Here is a 15,855-nt window from a genome sequence, read left to right on the forward strand (position 1 = left end):
CGCCTCACCTCAGCTTCGGGTCGAGGGCGTCGCGCACGGCGTCGCCCAGCATGATGAACGCCAGGACGGTGATCGCGAGGGCGCCGGAGGGCCACAGGAGGGCGTGCGGGGCGTTGCGGATGTACGGGGACGCGGCGGAGATGTCGATGCCCCAGGAGACGCTCGGGGGCTTCAGCCCGACGCCCAGGTACGACAGGGTCGCCTCCAGGGCGATGTACGTGCCGAGCGCGATGGTGGCCACGACGATGACCGGGGCGACCGCGTTCGGGGTGATGTGGCGCAGCAGCATGCGGGAGTTGGAGGCGCCGAGGGCACGGGCGGCCTGGACGTAGTCGTTCTGTTTGGCGGTGATGACCGAGCCCCGGGCGATGCGGGAGATCTGCGGCCAGCCGAGCAGCACCATGAAGCCGATCACCGGCCAGATGGAGTTGCTGGTGACCACGGACAGCAGCACCAGGCCGCCGAGCACCACCGGGATCGCGAAGAAGACATCGGTGATCCGGGACAGGATCGAGTCCGAGAACCCGCCGAAGAACCCCGCGAGCCCGCCGAGCACCGACCCGAGGAGCGCGACCCCGAGCGTGGCGCAGACACCGACCGCGATGGAGATACGGGCCCCGTAGACGGTCCGGGTGTACACGTCACAGCCCTGGCCGTCGTACCCGAACGGGTGGCCGGGCTGCGCGCCCTCCTGGGCCTTGGACAGGTCGCACTTGAGCGGGTTCCCGGAGGCGATCAGCGAGGGCCACAGGGAGATGACGACCAGGAAGAGGATCACCAGCGACGAGATGATGAAGACGGGGTTGCGGCGCAGGTCGCGCCAGGCGTCGGACCAGAGGCTGCGGGCCTTGTCGGCGGGGTCGCCGCCCGCCGGGTCGCCGAGGCGCTTCTCCAGGGTCTCCCCCTCGGTGGTGGCCAGGTCCATGGTGCCGTCCAGCCCCGTCGCGGCGATCGCCCCGTCCTCGGGAGCGCGCTGGCCGCCCGAGACGTGCGGCTCCGGGGGCTGCGGCTCAGGCATAGCGGATCCTCGGGTCGAGTACGGCGTAGAGGAGGTCGACGATCAGGTTGGCGGCCAGGAACACCAGGACGAGGACGGTCACGAAGCCGACGACGGTCTGGGTGTTCTGGCGGAGGATGCCCTGGTAGAGCTGGTAGCCGACGCCGTGGATGTTGAAGATCCGCTCGGTGACGATCGCGCCGCCCATCAGGGCGCCGATGTCGGTGCCGATGAAGGTGACCACGGGGATCAGCGAGTTCCGCAGCAGGTGCTTGCGGATGACGCGGTGCCGGGGCAGGCCCTTGGCGACGGCGGTGCGGACGTAGTCGGCACGGGCGTTCTCCGCGATGGACGTCCGGGTCAGCCGGGTGACGTAGGCGAGGGAGACGGAGGCGAGGACCAGCCCCGGCACGATCAGCTCGTCGAAGGGGGCCTCGGAGGAGACCGACGGACGGATCCAGCCCCACTCGACGCCCAGCAGCAGCTGGAGCAGCAGACCGGTGACGAAGGTGGGCACGGAGATGACGACCAGGGTGACCACCAGGGCCCCGGTGTCGACGGGCCGCCCGCGCCGCAGCCCGGTGACGACCCCGAGGGTGATGCCGATGACGATCTCGAAGAGGATCGCGACGATCGTCAGCCGGATGGTGACGGGGAAGGCGGAGGCCATCAGCTCGGTGACCTCCTGCCCGTTGAACGCGGTGCCGAAGTCGCCGGTGAAGACATTGCCCATGTAGGTCAGGTATTGCTGCCAGACGGGCTTGTCGAGGCCGAACTCCCGGCGCAGCTGGGCGGCCGTCGCCGGATCGCACTCCCGGTCGCCGCAGAGGCCCGCGATGGGGTCGCCCATCACGTTCACCATCAGGAAGATCAGGAGGGTGGCGCCCACGAAGACCGGGATCATCTGGAGCAGGCGCCGGACGACGTACCGTCCCATACGGACTCCGGGGGTAGTGGGCGGGCGCCGTGAGCGCCCGCCCGGTCGGCTCAGCTGACCTTGATCTGGTCGTACACCGGCACGCTGAACGGGTTCAGGGAGACATTGGAGAGGCGCTCCGAGTAACCCGCGCTGCCGTTCTGGTACCAGAGCGGGATGGCGGCCATGTTGTCCCGGACGACCTCCTCGGCCTGCTGGAACGTCTGGACGGCCTTCGTCGTGTCGGCCTCCGCGTTGGCCTCGTCGACGAGCTTGTCGAACTCGGCGTTGGACCACTTGCCGTCGTTGGAGGAGGCGTTGGTGTAGTACAGCGGCTGCAGGAAGTTCTGGATGAGCGGGTAGTCCATCTGCCAGCCGGCACGGAACGGGCCGCTCATCTTCCGCTGGGTGATCTGGTTGCGGTAGTCGGCGAAGGTGCCGACCGGGTTGCCGACGCACGCCTTGTCGTTGTCGAGGGCGTTGTTGATGGAGTTGCAGACGGCGTCGACCCACTGCTTGTGGGAGCCGGTGTCCGCGTTGTACGTGATCTTGACCTGGCCGCCGGGGAGGCCGCCGCCCTCCTTGATCAGCTGCTTGGCCGCGTCCGCGTCGTACTCGCAGGCGTCACCGCACAGGCCCTCCTTGTAGCCGCCGTCCTCGCCGAGGACGGGGGAGGTCCAGTCGGTGGCGGGGGTGCGGGTCTTCTGGAAGATGGTGTCGGTGATCTGGTCGCGGTCGATGGCCCGGGACAGCCCCTCGCGGACCTTCTCCATGCCGTCCTTGCCCCACTCCTCGTCGTAGAACGGGAAGGACAGGGTCTGGATGATGCCGGCCGGGGTGTTGATGTACCGGTCGCCGAGGTCGGCCTCGACGTTCTTGAGCTGGGCGGCGGGGACGTCGTCGACGAGGTCGAGGTTGCCGGCCATCAGGTCGGTGTAGGCGGTGTTGTTGTCGGTGTAGACCTTGAGGTCCACGCCACCGTTCTGCGCCTTGTCGTCACCCGGGTAGTCGTCCCATTTCCGCACCGACAGCTGGGAGCCCTTGGTGTACGAGTCGACGGCGTACGGGCCGTTGCCGACGGGCTTGGCCAGCCAGGCGTCGTGGTCGGTGAAGAACGACTGCGGCAGCGGGGCGAACGCGTTGTAGCCGAGGGTGTCGGGGAAGGTCGAGAACTTCTGGGTGAGCTTGACGGTGAAGGTGTCCGTGTCCACGACCTTCAGCCCGGAGAGGGTGTCGGCGGTCTGCTTGCTTCCGTCGTCGGGGTGCGTCTTGTCGTAGCCCTCGATGTACTCGAAGAAGTACGCGTTCTTCTGGTTGTTCTTCAGGCTCGCCCCGTAGTTCCAGGCGTCCACGAAGGACTTGGCGGTGACCTTCTCGCCGTTGCTGAAGGTCCAGTCGTCCTTGATGGTGATGGTGAAGTTCTGCGAGTCGGTCGTCTCGATCTCCTCGGCGAGCATGTCCTTCGCCTCACCGGTCTTGGGGTCGTACCGCTTCAGCCCGCGGAAGATCATGTCGAGCACCTTGCCGCCCTGCACCTCGTTGGTGTTGGCCGGCTCCAGCGGGTTCTGCGGATCTCCCCATGAGGAGCTGAGCACCGCGCCGCCGTTCGCGCTGCCGCTGCCGCCGCCGTTGTCGTCGTCCCCGCCCCCACAGGCGGTCGCGGCGAGAGCGACCGCCGCCGCGCCGGCGATCCATCGGGCGTGCGTGGCTCCACGCATGGGGTGCCTCCTCGTACGTGCGCGGGTGTGCGCTGTGCTTGTTATCGGACAATATCGGGGCATATTGCTCGTAGCGCGCATCTTGGGGGCCGTATGGGGTTCGTGTTCGGGTGCGGGTCCGGTGGGGGCTGGTCGCGCAGTTCCCCGCGCCCCTGAAAAGCCGGGGCCGCGCCCCATGCTTTTCAGGCCCGCAGGGGCCTGAATCCTTAGGGGCGCGGGGAACTGCGCGAGAAGCCCCACCGGACCCGCACCCGCCGACGCACCGAACCCACCCGAACCCTCCGCACATCCCAAAATCCCGAAGAGCCGGTAAGAGAAGGGTTCGCCCCAGTAAGGGCGGGGTCGGCAATCCCCCTCCCCTTGGTCAAAGCCCCCGCGAACGCATTGACCCACCGCCGGAGCCGGTTGAAGGGTCACGTCATGGGGACCACGCCAACACTCACCGCCGCCCCCTTCGAGACGGCATCCACCCCGCCCCGAACCGGCGCCACCAGCTCACCCGGCCGTATCGCCTGGCGCCGCTTCCGCAGGGACCGCGCCGGCACCGTGTCGGCGTACATCGTGCTGCTGTTCTTCGCCGCCGCGATCGCCGCCCCGCTGATCGCGAAGGTCTACGGCAAGGACCCGTACACGACGTACGGCCAGAACCAGCCGGGCCTGCTCAACCAGTTCGGTTTCCCGGTCGCGCCGAACGGCGGCGTGAGCGGCGACTTCTGGTTCGGCGTCGAACCGCAGCTCGGCCGGGACGTCTTCACCCTCCTCCTCTACGGCATCCGCAACTCCCTGCTGATCGCCACGGTGACGACCCTGCTGGTCACGGCGCTCGGCATCGTCGTCGGCGTGACGGCGGGCTATCTCGGCGGCCGGATCGACAGCCTCGTGGGCCGGATCGTCGACATCCTGCTGGCCTTCCCCTCCACGCTCTTCTTCATCGCCATGTGGCCGGTGATGATCTCGATCCTGGTCCCGCCCGACGAGAACACCCCGACCTGGCTGACGGTGGTGAGCCTGATCTCGGTGATGACGGCGTTCGGCTGGGCGCCCATCGCCCGGCTGCTGCGCGGCGAGGTACTGGCCCTGCGGGAACGGGAGTTCGTGGAGGCGGCCAAGGTCACCGGCGCCTCCCCCGCCCGGATCGTGTTCCGGGAGCTGCTGCCGAACCTGTGGACGCCGGTCCTCATCCAGGCGACCCTCGCGCTGCCCATGTACGTCACCACGGAGGCGGCCCTCGCCTTCCTCGGCGTCGGCCTCAGCGACCCCACGCCCGACTGGGGCGTGATGATCCAGCGCGGCGCGCAGGTCTACCAGAGCGACATCACGTACATGCTCTTCCCCGGCCTCTCGATGGTCGTCTTCGTGATCGCCTTCAACCTCCTCGGCGACTCGGTCCGCGACGCGCTGGACCCGAAGACCAGACGCTGAGCCCCTTTCCCACCAAGGGCTCCCCCTCCCCCCGAAGCGGGCCCCTCCCCTTCTCCCTGATTCAGGCAGGACACCCATGTCGATCTCCCGCAGAAACTTCGTCATCGCAGGCTCCGTCGCGACGGCCGGCGGCTCCCTGGTCCTCAGCGCGTGCAGCAGCGGAGGCGGGGGCGGTACGGCGGGCGGCGCGGCCTCCGGCTCCGCCGCCAGGTACTCCAAGGTCGCGGTGGGCACCGCGGCCGACTCCACCGGCCCCGCGCCGGAGGTCCCGGGCGCGCGCAAGGGCGGCACCATCCGCCCGATCGGCCCGGACGACTTCTCCCATCTGGACCCGCAGCGAATCTACTTCGCCTGGAACTCCACGGTCGCGAACCTCTACGTCCGCTGCCTCACCGGCTACAAGATCGCCTCCGACGGCTCGATGAAGCTCGTCGGCGACCTCGCCACCGACACCGGCACCATGTCCGACGGGGGCAGGACCTGGACGTTCACCCTCAAGGACGGGCTGAAGTGGGAGGACGGCAGCGAGCTGACCGTCGACGACGTACGCCACGGCATCGAGCGCGGCTTCGCGAGCTTCACCACCGAGGGCGCCACCTACGTCCAGACCTGGCTGACCGGCTCGAACGACTTCCGGTCCGTCTACAAGGGCCCTTACGGCGGCAAGCACCTCTCCTCCGTGGTCACGGACACCGCGAAGAAGACCATCACCTTCCACCTGAAGACGGCCCGCCCCGACCTCGACTGGGCGCTGGCGATGCACTCCTACGGTGCCGTGCCGGTCGCGCACGACAGCAAGGAGAAGTACGACAAGGACCCCGTCTCCTGCGGCCCGTACCGGATCAGGCAGCACTCCGTCGACAAGTCCCTGACCCTGGTGCGCAACACCCACTGGGACCCGAAGTCGGACCCGATCCGCAACGCCTACCCGGACTCCGTCGTCTTCGAGTTCGGCCCCGAGGCCCTCCAGGCCACCGACCGGCTGATCGCCGACTCCGGGACCGACCAGTACGCCGTCATGGCCTACAGCGGGGTGCCGGCCGAGCGCATCCAGAAGGTGATCAGCGACAGCACCCTCACGCCCCGCACGATCGACGGCCTGCTGACGGGCCTGTACTACTACGCCATCAACTGCCGCCGCATCAAGGACGTCCGGGTCCGCCAGGCCCTCAACCACGCCTGGCCGCTGGAGCAGATCCGCTCCATCTACGGCGGCCCGTCGGCCGGCGACTACGCGACCACCATCCTCAGCCCGGACATCGCGGGCCGGGAGAAGTTCGACGTCTACGGCAAGCTGAAGAACCCGCGGGGCGACACGGCGAAGGCGAAGTCCCTGCTGAAGGAGGCCGGCAAGCTCGGCCAGAAGATCGTCTACACCTATCCGCAGGGCGGCAACGACGCCTACGAGAAGACCAAGGTCGTCATCGCCAACGCCCTGAAGGAAGCCGGCTTCGACCCGGTGGTCAAGCCGGTGGAGTCCACGAGCTACTACGACCAGGTCGGCCAGATCGACAACCAGTTCGACGTGATGTGGTACGGCTGGTCCCCGGACTGGCCCGCCGCCTACACCCTCCTCCAGCCGCTCTTCGACGGCACCACCATCGCCGACAACGCCCCCAACGTCTCGCAGCTGAACGTCGGCTGGGTCAACGCGGCGATCAAGAAGGACGCGGCCATCACGGACACCGCGAAGGAGAACGCGGCCTGGGCGGCGCTGGACAAGGAGATCATGGCCAAGGAGGCGCCGATCATCCCGGAGACCTACCAGCGGCGCTACTACCTGTACGGCTCCAAGGTGGGCGGCGCCGAATTCGACCCGCTGTTCTCGGCGTTCATCATCCACAAGCTGTACGCCAAGGCCTGAGCCGGCCCGGGACGCGTACCGCCATGCTCCGCTTCGTCGCCCGCAGGACGCTGAGCGCGCTGCTGATCCTGCTGATCATCAGCGCCATCACGTTCCTCCTCTTCTACGTCGCCCCGCGCGACCCCGCCCGCGCCGCCTGCGGCAAGCTGTGCACCCCGCAGACGCTCGCGCTGGTCCGGCACAACCTCGGCATCGACGATCCGCTCCCCGTCCAGTACGGGCACTGGCTGGCGGGGGTGTTCGCCGGCCGGGACTACGCCGGGCTCGGCCACTGCCCGGCGCCCTGTCTCGGCTACTCCTTCACCAACCACGAACCGGTCCTCGGCCTGATCACCGACCGCTTCCCGACCACGCTCGCGCTCGCCCTCGGCAGCACGGCCGTCTTCGTCGTGTTCGGGGTGGGCACCGGAATGATCGCGGCGGTGGCGCAGGGCCGCGCCCTGGACAAGATCGCGTCCTCGGCGTCCCTGGTCGGCTCGTCCCTGCAGATCTACATCGTCGGCGTGGTGGCGATGTACTACCTCTCCGACCAGTGGGGCCTGCTCCCCCGCCCCTCGGACGCCGTGGGCGTCACCCAGGACCCGCTGGCCTGGTTCAAGGGCCTGCTGCTCCCCTGGCTGGTCCTCGCGATCATCTTCACCGCCAACTACACCCGGATGACCCGCTCCCAGCTCGTGGAGACCCTCGCCGAGGACTACGTCCGCACGGCCCGCGCCAAGGGCCTGTCCCGGCCCACGGTCTTCTTCCGCTACGCCTGGCGCGGCGCCATGGGCCCCATCGTCACCATCCTCGGCCTCGACATCGGCTACCTCCTGGGCGGCGCCATCATCACCGAGGAGACCTTCGGCCTCCACGGCATCGGCGCCCTCTCCATCAAGGCCGTCCGCGACAACGACCTGCCCCTGCTCCTGGGCGTGGTGCTGGTCGCCGCGGCCGCCATCGTGGTCGCGAACATCGTGGTGGACGCGGTGTACGCGCTGATCGATCCGCGGGTGCGGCTGGCGTAGGACGGGTGCGGCTGGCGTAGGCGGCGGGGCGGGACCGGGCTGAGTCGGGTTTGGCCGCCGGGCCGGGCCGGGCGGGAGTTGGGCCAGGCCGAGTTGAGCCGGGCCGGGTTGGGCCGGGGTCAGCCCGACTCCCCCCGTTCCACGCAGAATTCGTTCCCCTCCGGGTCGGCCATGAGGACCCAGCCGCCGCCGTCGGGGCGGGTGTGGTCCGCGACCACCCGGGCGCCCAGCGCGAGCGCCCGCTCGACCTCCTCGGCGCGGGTCCGGCCGTGCGGCTTGAGGTCGAAGTGGACCCGGTTCTTCACCGACTTGCCCTCGGGCACCCGCACGAACAGCAGCCGAGGCCCACCCGCCGGATCCGCGATCAGCGCCTCCGGGTCCCCCGGCTTGTCGTCGTCGGCCAGCGGCCGGCCGAGCAGTTCGCTCCAGAACAGGGCGACGTCGTACGGGTCGCCGGCGCAGTCGAAGGTGATGCTGTGGATGCTGGGGTGACTGTGGGTCAACTGGTGTCTCCCTGAGGTCGGTCGGGTCGTACGTGCCCAGTGTGTCGTGCGCCTCGCACATGCCGCCGTACGGCCCTCGCCGCCTCCGCCAACGACCCGAAACACCCCTGCGCGTCCCGGAGTTCCTCGGGCCGGTGCGTGGTCGCCACCGCGTACACCGTGCAGCCGGCCGCGAGCCCCGCCGCGATGCCCGCCGGTGCGTCCTCGACGACCAGACACCGGGCCGGGTCGACGCCCAGCCGGGCGGCGGCGGTCAGATAGCCCTCGGGTGACGGCTTGCCCTCGAAGACGTCCTCGGCGCAGACACGCACCTCGGGCACCGGCAGCCCCGTACGGGCGAGCCGCTGGGCGGTCGGCTCCGCGCGGCTGGAGGTGACGACGGCCCAGCGACCCGGCGGCAGGGCCCGCAGCAGCCCGGCGGCCCCGTCGAAGGCCCGGAAGCCGGGTTCCTCGGCGGCCATCAGCCGGTCCAGGGCCCGGTGTTCCTCCGCCGGATCGCGCTCGGGTGCCACCAGCCGCAGGATGTCCGCCCGCCGCCGCCCCTGCGTGGCCGCCCACACGGCCTCGGGGTCCAGCCCCCGCGCCCGGGCCCAGGCCCGCCAGACCCGGCCGTGCGCGTCGGCGGTGTCGATCAGCACACCGTCCACGTCAAAGAGGACGGCGGCCGCCGTACCGTCCTCCACCGTCCGCGCCCACCGCATCTGAATCCCCCCGATATCCCCCCGACGACAAAGACGGGCGCGGCTCATCCTGGGATGAGCCGCGCCCGGGCGAAGCCATGAACCGGAGACCGGCCGGTCGGTCCTACAAGGTCTTCTCCACGGACGTCTTGGCCGCGCCGCCCTCCAGCGCCTTCAGCGCCGGGTCCAGCACCACGTCCTCCCCGCGGGCCTCCGTCGTCGGGTCCTCCGGGAAGTGGCAGGCCGTCAGGTGGCCTTCGCGGTTGCCGGAGATCTGGAGGAGCGGGGGCTCCTCGGCGGCGCACTTGTCCTGTGCCTTCCAGCAACGGGTGCGGAAGCGGCAGCCGGACGGCGGCGAGATCGGCGAGGGCACGTCGCCGTAGAGCCGGATCCGCTCCTTGTCCTGGCCCTCGTCGGCGATCTCGACCTCGGGGACCGCGGAGAGCAGGGCGTGCGTGTACGGGTGGCGGGGCCGGTTGTAGATCGAGTCCCGGTCGCCGACCTCCACGACCTTGCCGAGGTACATCACCGCCACGCGCTGCGAGAAGTGCCGGACGATGGCGAGGTCGTGGGCGATGAACAGGAAGGCGATGCCCAGCTCCTGCTGCACCTTCTGCAGCAGGTTCACCACCTGGGCCTGGATCGACACGTCCAGCGCCGAGACCGGCTCGTCCGCGACGATCAGCTTCGGGTTCAGCGCCAGGGCGCGGGCGACACCGATGCGCTGGCGCTGGCCGCCGGAGAACTCGTGCGGGAAGCGGTTGTAGTGCTCGGGGTTGAGGCCGACCAGCTCCAGGAGCTCACGGACCTTCTTCTCCCGGCCGCCCTCCGGCTCGATCCCGTTGACCTCCATCGGCGACTTGATGATCGAGCCGACGGTCTGCCGGGGGTTCAGCGAGGAGTACGGGTCCTGGAAGATCATCTGGATCTCGGACCGGACCGGCGCCAGCTTCCGGCGCGAGGCGTGCGTGATGTCCTGGCCCGCGTAGGTGATCTTCCCGGCGGTCGGCTCCAGCAGCCGCGTGATCAGCCGGCCCGTCGTCGACTTGCCGCAGCCCGACTCGCCCACCAGGCCGACGCTCTCGCCGACGCCGACGGTCAGATCGACGCCGTCGACCGCCTGCACGGCGCCGACCTTGCGTTTGATCGGGAAACCGCCGTAGATGGGGAAGTGTTTGGTCAGGCCCTGGACCTCGAGGAGGGTTTCCTTCACGGCGTCGGTGGGGCCCTGCTGTGCGGGGAGGGTGAGGTTGTCGCTCATGATCTCGGTTCTCCCTAGCGCAGCCGGGGCTGGATCTTGTCGATGAAAATGGTCTGCTTCTGCTCCGCCGTCAGGTGGCACGCGGAGGCGCGACCCTCACCCAGCGGGGGCCGGCTGTCGGTGCACAGTGTGCCGGTGACCTCTCCGGTGAACGCGCACCGGGGGTGGAAGGGGCAGCCGGAGGGCGGGTTGAGCAGCGAGGGCGGGGAGCCGGGGATCGGCGTCAGCATCTCGTGGATGTCGCCGTCCAGACGCGGCATCGAGCTCAACAGGCCCCAGGTGTACGGGTGCTTGGGGGTGCGCAGCACTTCCTTGACGCTGCCGCGCTCCACGGCCCGGCCCGCGTACATCACCAGCAGGTCGTCGGCCATGTTCGAGATGACGCCGAGGTCGTGCGTGATGAAGATGATCGCGGAGCCGAACTCCTGCTGGAGGTCCTTGAGCAGGTCGAGGATCTGGGCCTGCACGGTCACGTCGAGCGCGGTCGTCGGCTCGTCGGCGATCAGCAGGTCGGGGTCGCACATCAGCGCCATGGCGATCATCGCGCGCTGGCGCATACCGCCGGAGAACTGGTGCGGGTAGTCGTCGAAGCGCACCTTGGGCTGCGGGATGCCGACCTTCTCCAGCATCTGGATCGCCCGCTCCTTCGCCTCCTTCTTGGAGGCGCCGCGGTGCTTCATGAACGGCTCGGACAGTTGCCGGCCCACCGTGTAGTACGGAGACAGCGCCGTCAGCGGGTCCTGGAAGATCATCGCCATCTTGTTGCCGCGGAGCTGCTCCAGCTCCTTCTCGGTGGCGGTGACCAGCTCCTTGCCGTCGAAAAGGATCTCCCCGTCGACGGTGCTGGTGCGCGGGTTGTGCAGGCCGAGAATCGTCAGGTTGGTGACGGACTTGCCGGATCCCGACTCACCGACGATGCCCAGGGTCTTGCCGCGCTCGACGTCGAAGGAGAGCCCGTCGACGGCCTTGACGATGCCGTCCTCGGTGGAGAACTGCACCCGCAGGTCACGGACCGAGAGGAAGCTCTCGGGCCCGCTCGGGGCCGGGGCGTCCTCGGTCTTGGTCAGTGTGGTCACGGTGGTTCGTTCTTCCTAGGAGAGCCGGACGCGCGGGTCGATGTAGGCGTACGCGATGTCGGTGAGGATGTTCACGATGAGGATGAAGAAGGCGCCGAACATCATGACGCCCATCGTCAGCGGGAGGTCCTTGGACCCGGCGCCGTCCACAGCCAGACGTCCGATCCCCTGGAGGGAGAAGGTGATCTCCGTGACGACGGCACCGCCGAGCATGGAGCTGATGTCGATGCCGAGGACGGTGACGATCGGGGTGAGCGAACCGCGCCAGGCGTAGCGGAAGAAAACGTACCTCTTCGCCATGCCCTTGGCGCGAGCGGTGCGGACGTGCTCCTCCGCGAGCTGCTCGATCATGGCGGCACGTGCCATACGCGTGTACTGCGCGGTGAAGATGGTGGCCATCACGACCACGGGAATCGACATCCCGATGAACCAGCCGACCGGGTCCTCGGTGATGGGGACGTACTTCGGGTCCTCCATGATGCCCGTGCCGTAGACGAAGATGACCAGCACGATCGGGCCGAGGAAGTAGATCTGGAAGGAGCTGAGCACCATGGACGCGCCCGTGGCCACCTTGTCGATCATGGAGCCCCGCCGGTACGCGGCGATCATGCCCGCGCCGACGCCGATGACGAGGAAGCAGATCGCGCCACCCGCGGTGAGCGTGAGGGTGGTCGGGAACCGGTCCATGATCGTGTCCCAGACCATGTCGCCCGAGTGGAACGACTGGCCGAGGCACGGGGCGGCGCAGTGCGCGTCCGGGAAGTCACGGCCGACCACGATGCCGGACATGAACTGCCAGAACTGGGTGGCGAGAGGGAGGTTGAGGCCGAGCGCCTCGCGGATGTCCTCCAGTCTCGTTACGGAGCAGTCCCTGCCACAGGCCAGCGAGGCATAGTCGGACGGCGCGGCGACGAAGAGGAAGAACGTGGCGGCGCCGATGAGGAACAGGGTGACGATGGCGCCGGCCAAGCGCCGAATGATGAACTGAAGCATGGCGGGAAGGCTGCTCTCTACGGAGACGGTGGGAGGTTTCACGGAACCGCGGGAGTGCGCTCCGCCTGGTGCGCACCCCCGCGATCAGCCGTCGGACGTTACGACTTCAGGAACAGTCGGGTGACGTCGATGTAGCTCGACTCGGTGCTGTAGCGGGCACCGCCGATGTTCGAACCGTAGAGCTGGAACTGCTTGACGTACCACAGCGGAGCGGCCGGGTTGACCTTCTCCAGGATGTAGTGGTGCGCCTCCTGCCAGGTCTTCGACGCCTCGGTCGGCTCCTGGGTCAGAGCCTTCTTGATCAGCTCCTGGACCTTCGGGTCGTTGATGTGCGAGTAGTTCGGCGAACCGTCGGCGATCTGGTCACCGTCGTAGACCGGCGTGACGACCGTACCGGCGGACGGCCAGTCCTGGCCCCAGCCGGAGATGTAGATGTCGTACGGGTTGTCGAGCTTGCCGATCTGCTCGTAGTAGCTCGCCGCGTCGACCTCCTTGGAGACGACGTCGAAGCCGACCTTGGTCAGCGCGTCCTCGATGGCGACCTTGCGCTTCTGGCCGGCCTCGCTGTTGGCGTAGGCGAAGACGAGCTTCTTCTCCGCGGCCGGGACGTCCTTCAGAAGCTTCTTGGCCTCTTCGAGGTTGCCCTGCGGCGTCGCCAGACGGCCGTACGGGTCGTAGGAGTCCTCGTAGCCGGGCAGGGTCGGGGCGAAGAGGTTCTGGGCGACGTCACCGCCGTAGACACCACCCTCACCGGCGATGAGCGACTTGGAGTTCACCGCGTAGGTGATGGCGTCGCGGACCGTCTTGTTCTTGACCCGGTCCAGGTTGAAGTTGAGCACCTGGACGTAGGGCGCGTAGCCCTTGATCGTGCGCTTGCTGGTGGCCGGGTCCGTGACGACGTCCTGGATCTGCGTGGACTCGACGGAACCGGTGAGCTGGATGGCGTTCTTGGACTCACCCTGGTCGGCGATCAGACGCTTGGTCTGGGTCGACTCGGTGACACCGAAGTTGATGTTCCAGCCGTCCACGAACTGGTGGCGGACGGAGTCGGTCTTCGGGTCCCACTGGTCGTTCTTGACGAGCTTGAGGGACTTGCCGACCTTGTACTCGGCGATCTTGTACGGGCCGAGGGCGACCGGGGCCTTGTCGTACTTCTCCTTCGTGTCCGTCTTCTCCGGGACGATGGAGTAGCCAGGCATGGCCAGCGTCTGCGGCAGGTCCGGACGCGCCGTGTCGAAGTGGAAGACGATCGTCTTGTCGTCCGGCGTCGCCAGGACGCTGTCCGGCAGGTGCTTCTTGCCGTAGCCGCCGTCCGGCAGCGCCTCGCGGTACTTCGCGCCGCTCAGCCAGGTCTGCAGGTAGGTCGGACCGTCGAAGATGAACTTGGCGTACTGACGCTCGATGGTGTGGCGGACGTCGGCCGAGGTGATCTCGTTGCCGTTCTGGTCCTTGACGCCGTCCTTGAGCGTGAACGTCCAGGTCTTGCCGCCGTCGGAGGACTTGCCCGAGTCGGTCGCGAGGTCACCCACGACCGCGGTGCCGCCCTTGCCGTCCTCCTCGAAGTTCGTCAGCCCGCGGAAGAGCAGGTTGGCGACCTGGCCACCGTCGGAGACGTAGATCTGCCCCGGGTCGATGTGGGAGAGGCCCGCCTCCTGGTAGACCTCGATGGTGCCGCCGGTCTTGGCGCCGGGCACCTCCTCGGCCGGACCGGTGGAGGCCGCGGCGTCGGCGTAGGTCACGGGCTTCGCCTGCGCCGCCGCGCCCTTCTGGTCTTCCTTGGCGTTCTTGTCCGAGCTGGTGCCCTTGTTCTCCGAGCACCCGGTCAGGACGAGGGAGCCGGCCGCGAACGCGACCACTATGGCGCGCGCTCTGCGCGAGGTGAGCGACTTCATGACGGTGTATGCACCTACCTGTCGTTTGTTATCCATGAGTACTGCCTGACGCGGCTGGTAGGCCGACGCGGGGGCGGCAGTCACCCCCCACCAATGGACGATTCAGCGCCCGGACTTGGGGTCGAACGCATCCCGTACGGAGTCTCCGAGGAGGTTGAAGCACAGGATGAAGATCACCAACGCCACGCCCGGGAAGAACATGAACGCCGGGTCCTGCTCGGCGTACTTGGCGCCGGCGGCGAACAGCCGTCCCCAGTCCGGGGTGGGCTCGACGAAGCCCACACCGGCGAAGGAGAGGAACGCGATGGTGAGGATCGTGCTGGGCAGCTGATACGTGAACTGCACCAGGATCGGCGAGACGACGTTCGGCAGGATCTCCTTGCGGACGATCCGCCACGGCGAGGCGCCGGAGACCTTGGCCGCCTCCACGAACTCCCGCTCCCGCAGGGACAGCACGGTGGAACGGACCAGCCGGGCCATACCCATCCAGCCCAGCAGCCACAGCACGATCAGCATCGCGAGCGCCCGGAAGTACGTGGGCGTCTCCTCGCGCGGGTCCACGAAGAACGCGGTCACCACGGGCATGAAGGCGATGAAGAACAACTGCTGCGGGAAGGACAGGAAGAAGTCGGTGACCCGTCCGATCCAGTAGTCGGTCCTGGCGCCGAAGTAGCCGCCGATCAGACCGATGACGACACCGGTCAGCATGACCAGCGTGGTCACACCCAGCGCCATGAACAGCGACGTGCGCATGCCGTACATCAGCATGGCGAACAGGTCACGGCCGTACTGCGGCTCGACACCGAACCAGTGCTCCCCCGAGACACCGCCGAAGTAGCCGAGCGGAAGGCCGAACTCGTCCAGGACCGGCGTGTCCGCGTACGTCGGGTCCTGGCCGTACAGCGTGTACGGGTTCGTCCCGCTGAGCGCGGTGAGGAGCGGCGCCGACAGCGCGATCACGAAGTAGAAAATCACTACCCCGGCGCAGAGCATGCCGGTACGGTCGCGCCGGAAGCGCTGCCACATCAGCTGGCCGGGGGAACGGCCTTCAAGCTTCCTGGGCTCGTCGACCTGAGAGGTCGAATCCAGCTCGGGGTCCAAGGCGACCGCGGACCCGGAGCCCTCGGCCTTGGTTGGACTGGTCATGTCTGTTCTTCCCCCGGGGGGTTGGAGAGTTGAGCGCAGCACAGTTACCGGCAGGTTCTGTGGTTTGGGGGAACTTTCGCCAAATGGGTCAACGCGCGTCAAGGGCGGAAGGCATAGGGATCTCCCTACCGTCCATATTTTGAGCAAAAATTGCAAAGATTGACACCTGGTCGCGCTTGACAAGCGGTAAGAGAAACCGACCAAGCGGACATTCGGGGTACGATTTTTGTTTACATGTCCGAAACTTGATCGCCGGATCACCGATATCCGAACAGGGCTTCACAGCTCACAGACAGCCAGCCGAACACCTGCGGCGGAAGTCCAGCCTCCCCCGCGGTCCCTTCACATGCTCCCCGGAATCCCCGACATCCCCACGGGAT

At 68.1% G+C, this 15,855-nt stretch carries 13 protein-coding genes; 3 read left to right on the forward strand and 10 right to left on the reverse strand.

Going from position 1 to position 15,855, the window contains the following annotated elements:
• Window positions 1-4 precede the first annotated feature (4 nt).
• The 3 genes from ABT147_RS11445 to ABT147_RS11455 are packed head-to-tail and all read right to left on the reverse strand — an operon-like array spanning window position 5 to window position 3,631.
• The gene (locus tag ABT147_RS11445; protein WP_351404399.1) at window positions 5-1,018 is read right to left on the reverse strand and encodes an ABC transporter permease; all 1,014 of its coding nucleotides are present in this window, start codon (window positions 1,016-1,018) and stop codon (window positions 5-7) included.
• Complete coding sequence (locus ABT147_RS11450) at window positions 1,011-1,934, reverse strand: ABC transporter permease (RefSeq protein WP_351404401.1); 924 nt, start codon at window positions 1,932-1,934, stop codon at window positions 1,011-1,013. The genes ABT147_RS11445 and ABT147_RS11450 overlap by 8 nt, the downstream gene beginning before the upstream one ends.
• A gap of 50 nt (window positions 1,935-1,984) precedes the next feature.
• Window positions 1,985-3,631 carry a peptide ABC transporter substrate-binding protein gene (locus ABT147_RS11455; RefSeq protein WP_351404404.1) on the reverse strand — a complete coding sequence of 549 codons (1,647 nt, stop codon included), beginning with the start codon at window positions 3,629-3,631 and terminating at the stop codon, window positions 1,985-1,987.
• 420 nt (window positions 3,632-4,051) lie between these two features.
• On the opposite strand from ABT147_RS11455, the gene ABT147_RS11460 reads away from it, so the two are divergent.
• The 3 genes from ABT147_RS11460 (at window position 4,052) to ABT147_RS11470 (ending at window position 7,924) form a co-directional block, all read left to right on the forward strand.
• On the forward strand, window positions 4,052-5,053 hold the full coding sequence (locus ABT147_RS11460) for an ABC transporter permease (RefSeq protein ID WP_351404406.1): 1,002 nt from the start codon (window positions 4,052-4,054) through the stop codon (window positions 5,051-5,053).
• Between the two features lie 76 nt (window positions 5,054-5,129).
• A complete protein-coding gene (locus ABT147_RS11465; RefSeq protein ID WP_351404408.1) occupies window positions 5,130-6,917 on the forward strand; it encodes an ABC transporter substrate-binding protein in 1,788 nt (595 codons plus the stop codon).
• 23 nt (window positions 6,918-6,940) lie between these two features.
• Entirely contained in the window at window positions 6,941-7,924 is a 984-nt protein-coding gene (locus ABT147_RS11470; RefSeq protein ID WP_351404409.1) for an ABC transporter permease, read from the forward strand.
• A gap of 119 nt (window positions 7,925-8,043) precedes the next feature.
• Here ABT147_RS11470 and ABT147_RS11475 read toward each other — a convergent pair whose 3' ends face one another.
• From ABT147_RS11475 to ABT147_RS11505, 7 genes are all read right to left on the reverse strand, one after another.
• Window positions 8,044-8,427, reverse strand: a complete 384-nt coding sequence (locus ABT147_RS11475; RefSeq protein WP_351404412.1) for a VOC family protein — start codon at window positions 8,425-8,427, stop codon at window positions 8,044-8,046.
• Window positions 8,424-9,128, reverse strand: coding sequence for an HAD-IA family hydrolase (locus tag ABT147_RS11480; RefSeq protein WP_351404414.1), 705 nt, complete (start codon window positions 9,126-9,128; stop codon window positions 8,424-8,426). The genes ABT147_RS11475 and ABT147_RS11480 overlap by 4 nt, the downstream gene beginning before the upstream one ends.
• 103 nt (window positions 9,129-9,231) lie before the next feature.
• Window positions 9,232-10,368: an ABC transporter ATP-binding protein gene (locus ABT147_RS11485; RefSeq protein WP_351404416.1), complete on the reverse strand. Its 1,137-nt coding sequence runs from the start codon at window positions 10,366-10,368 to the stop codon at window positions 9,232-9,234.
• A 14-nt stretch (window positions 10,369-10,382) separates the two neighbouring features.
• Complete coding sequence (locus ABT147_RS11490) at window positions 10,383-11,444, reverse strand: ABC transporter ATP-binding protein (RefSeq protein ID WP_351404418.1); 1,062 nt, start codon at window positions 11,442-11,444, stop codon at window positions 10,383-10,385.
• 15 nt (window positions 11,445-11,459) lie between these two features.
• The gene (locus ABT147_RS11495) at window positions 11,460-12,437 is read right to left on the reverse strand and encodes an ABC transporter permease (RefSeq protein ID WP_351404420.1); all 978 of its coding nucleotides are present in this window, start codon (window positions 12,435-12,437) and stop codon (window positions 11,460-11,462) included.
• Between the two features lie 98 nt (window positions 12,438-12,535).
• A complete protein-coding gene (locus tag ABT147_RS11500) occupies window positions 12,536-14,329 on the reverse strand; it encodes an ABC transporter substrate-binding protein (RefSeq protein WP_351404422.1) in 1,794 nt (597 codons plus the stop codon).
• Between the two features lie 102 nt (window positions 14,330-14,431).
• The gene (locus ABT147_RS11505) at window positions 14,432-15,475 is read right to left on the reverse strand and encodes an ABC transporter permease (protein ID WP_351404424.1); all 1,044 of its coding nucleotides are present in this window, start codon (window positions 15,473-15,475) and stop codon (window positions 14,432-14,434) included.
• Window positions 15,476-15,855: the final 380 nt, after the last annotated feature.

This window comes from Streptomyces sp. NPDC001868 (assembly GCF_040297125.1).
GTDB lineage: Bacteria > Actinomycetota > Actinomycetes > Streptomycetales > Streptomycetaceae > Streptomyces.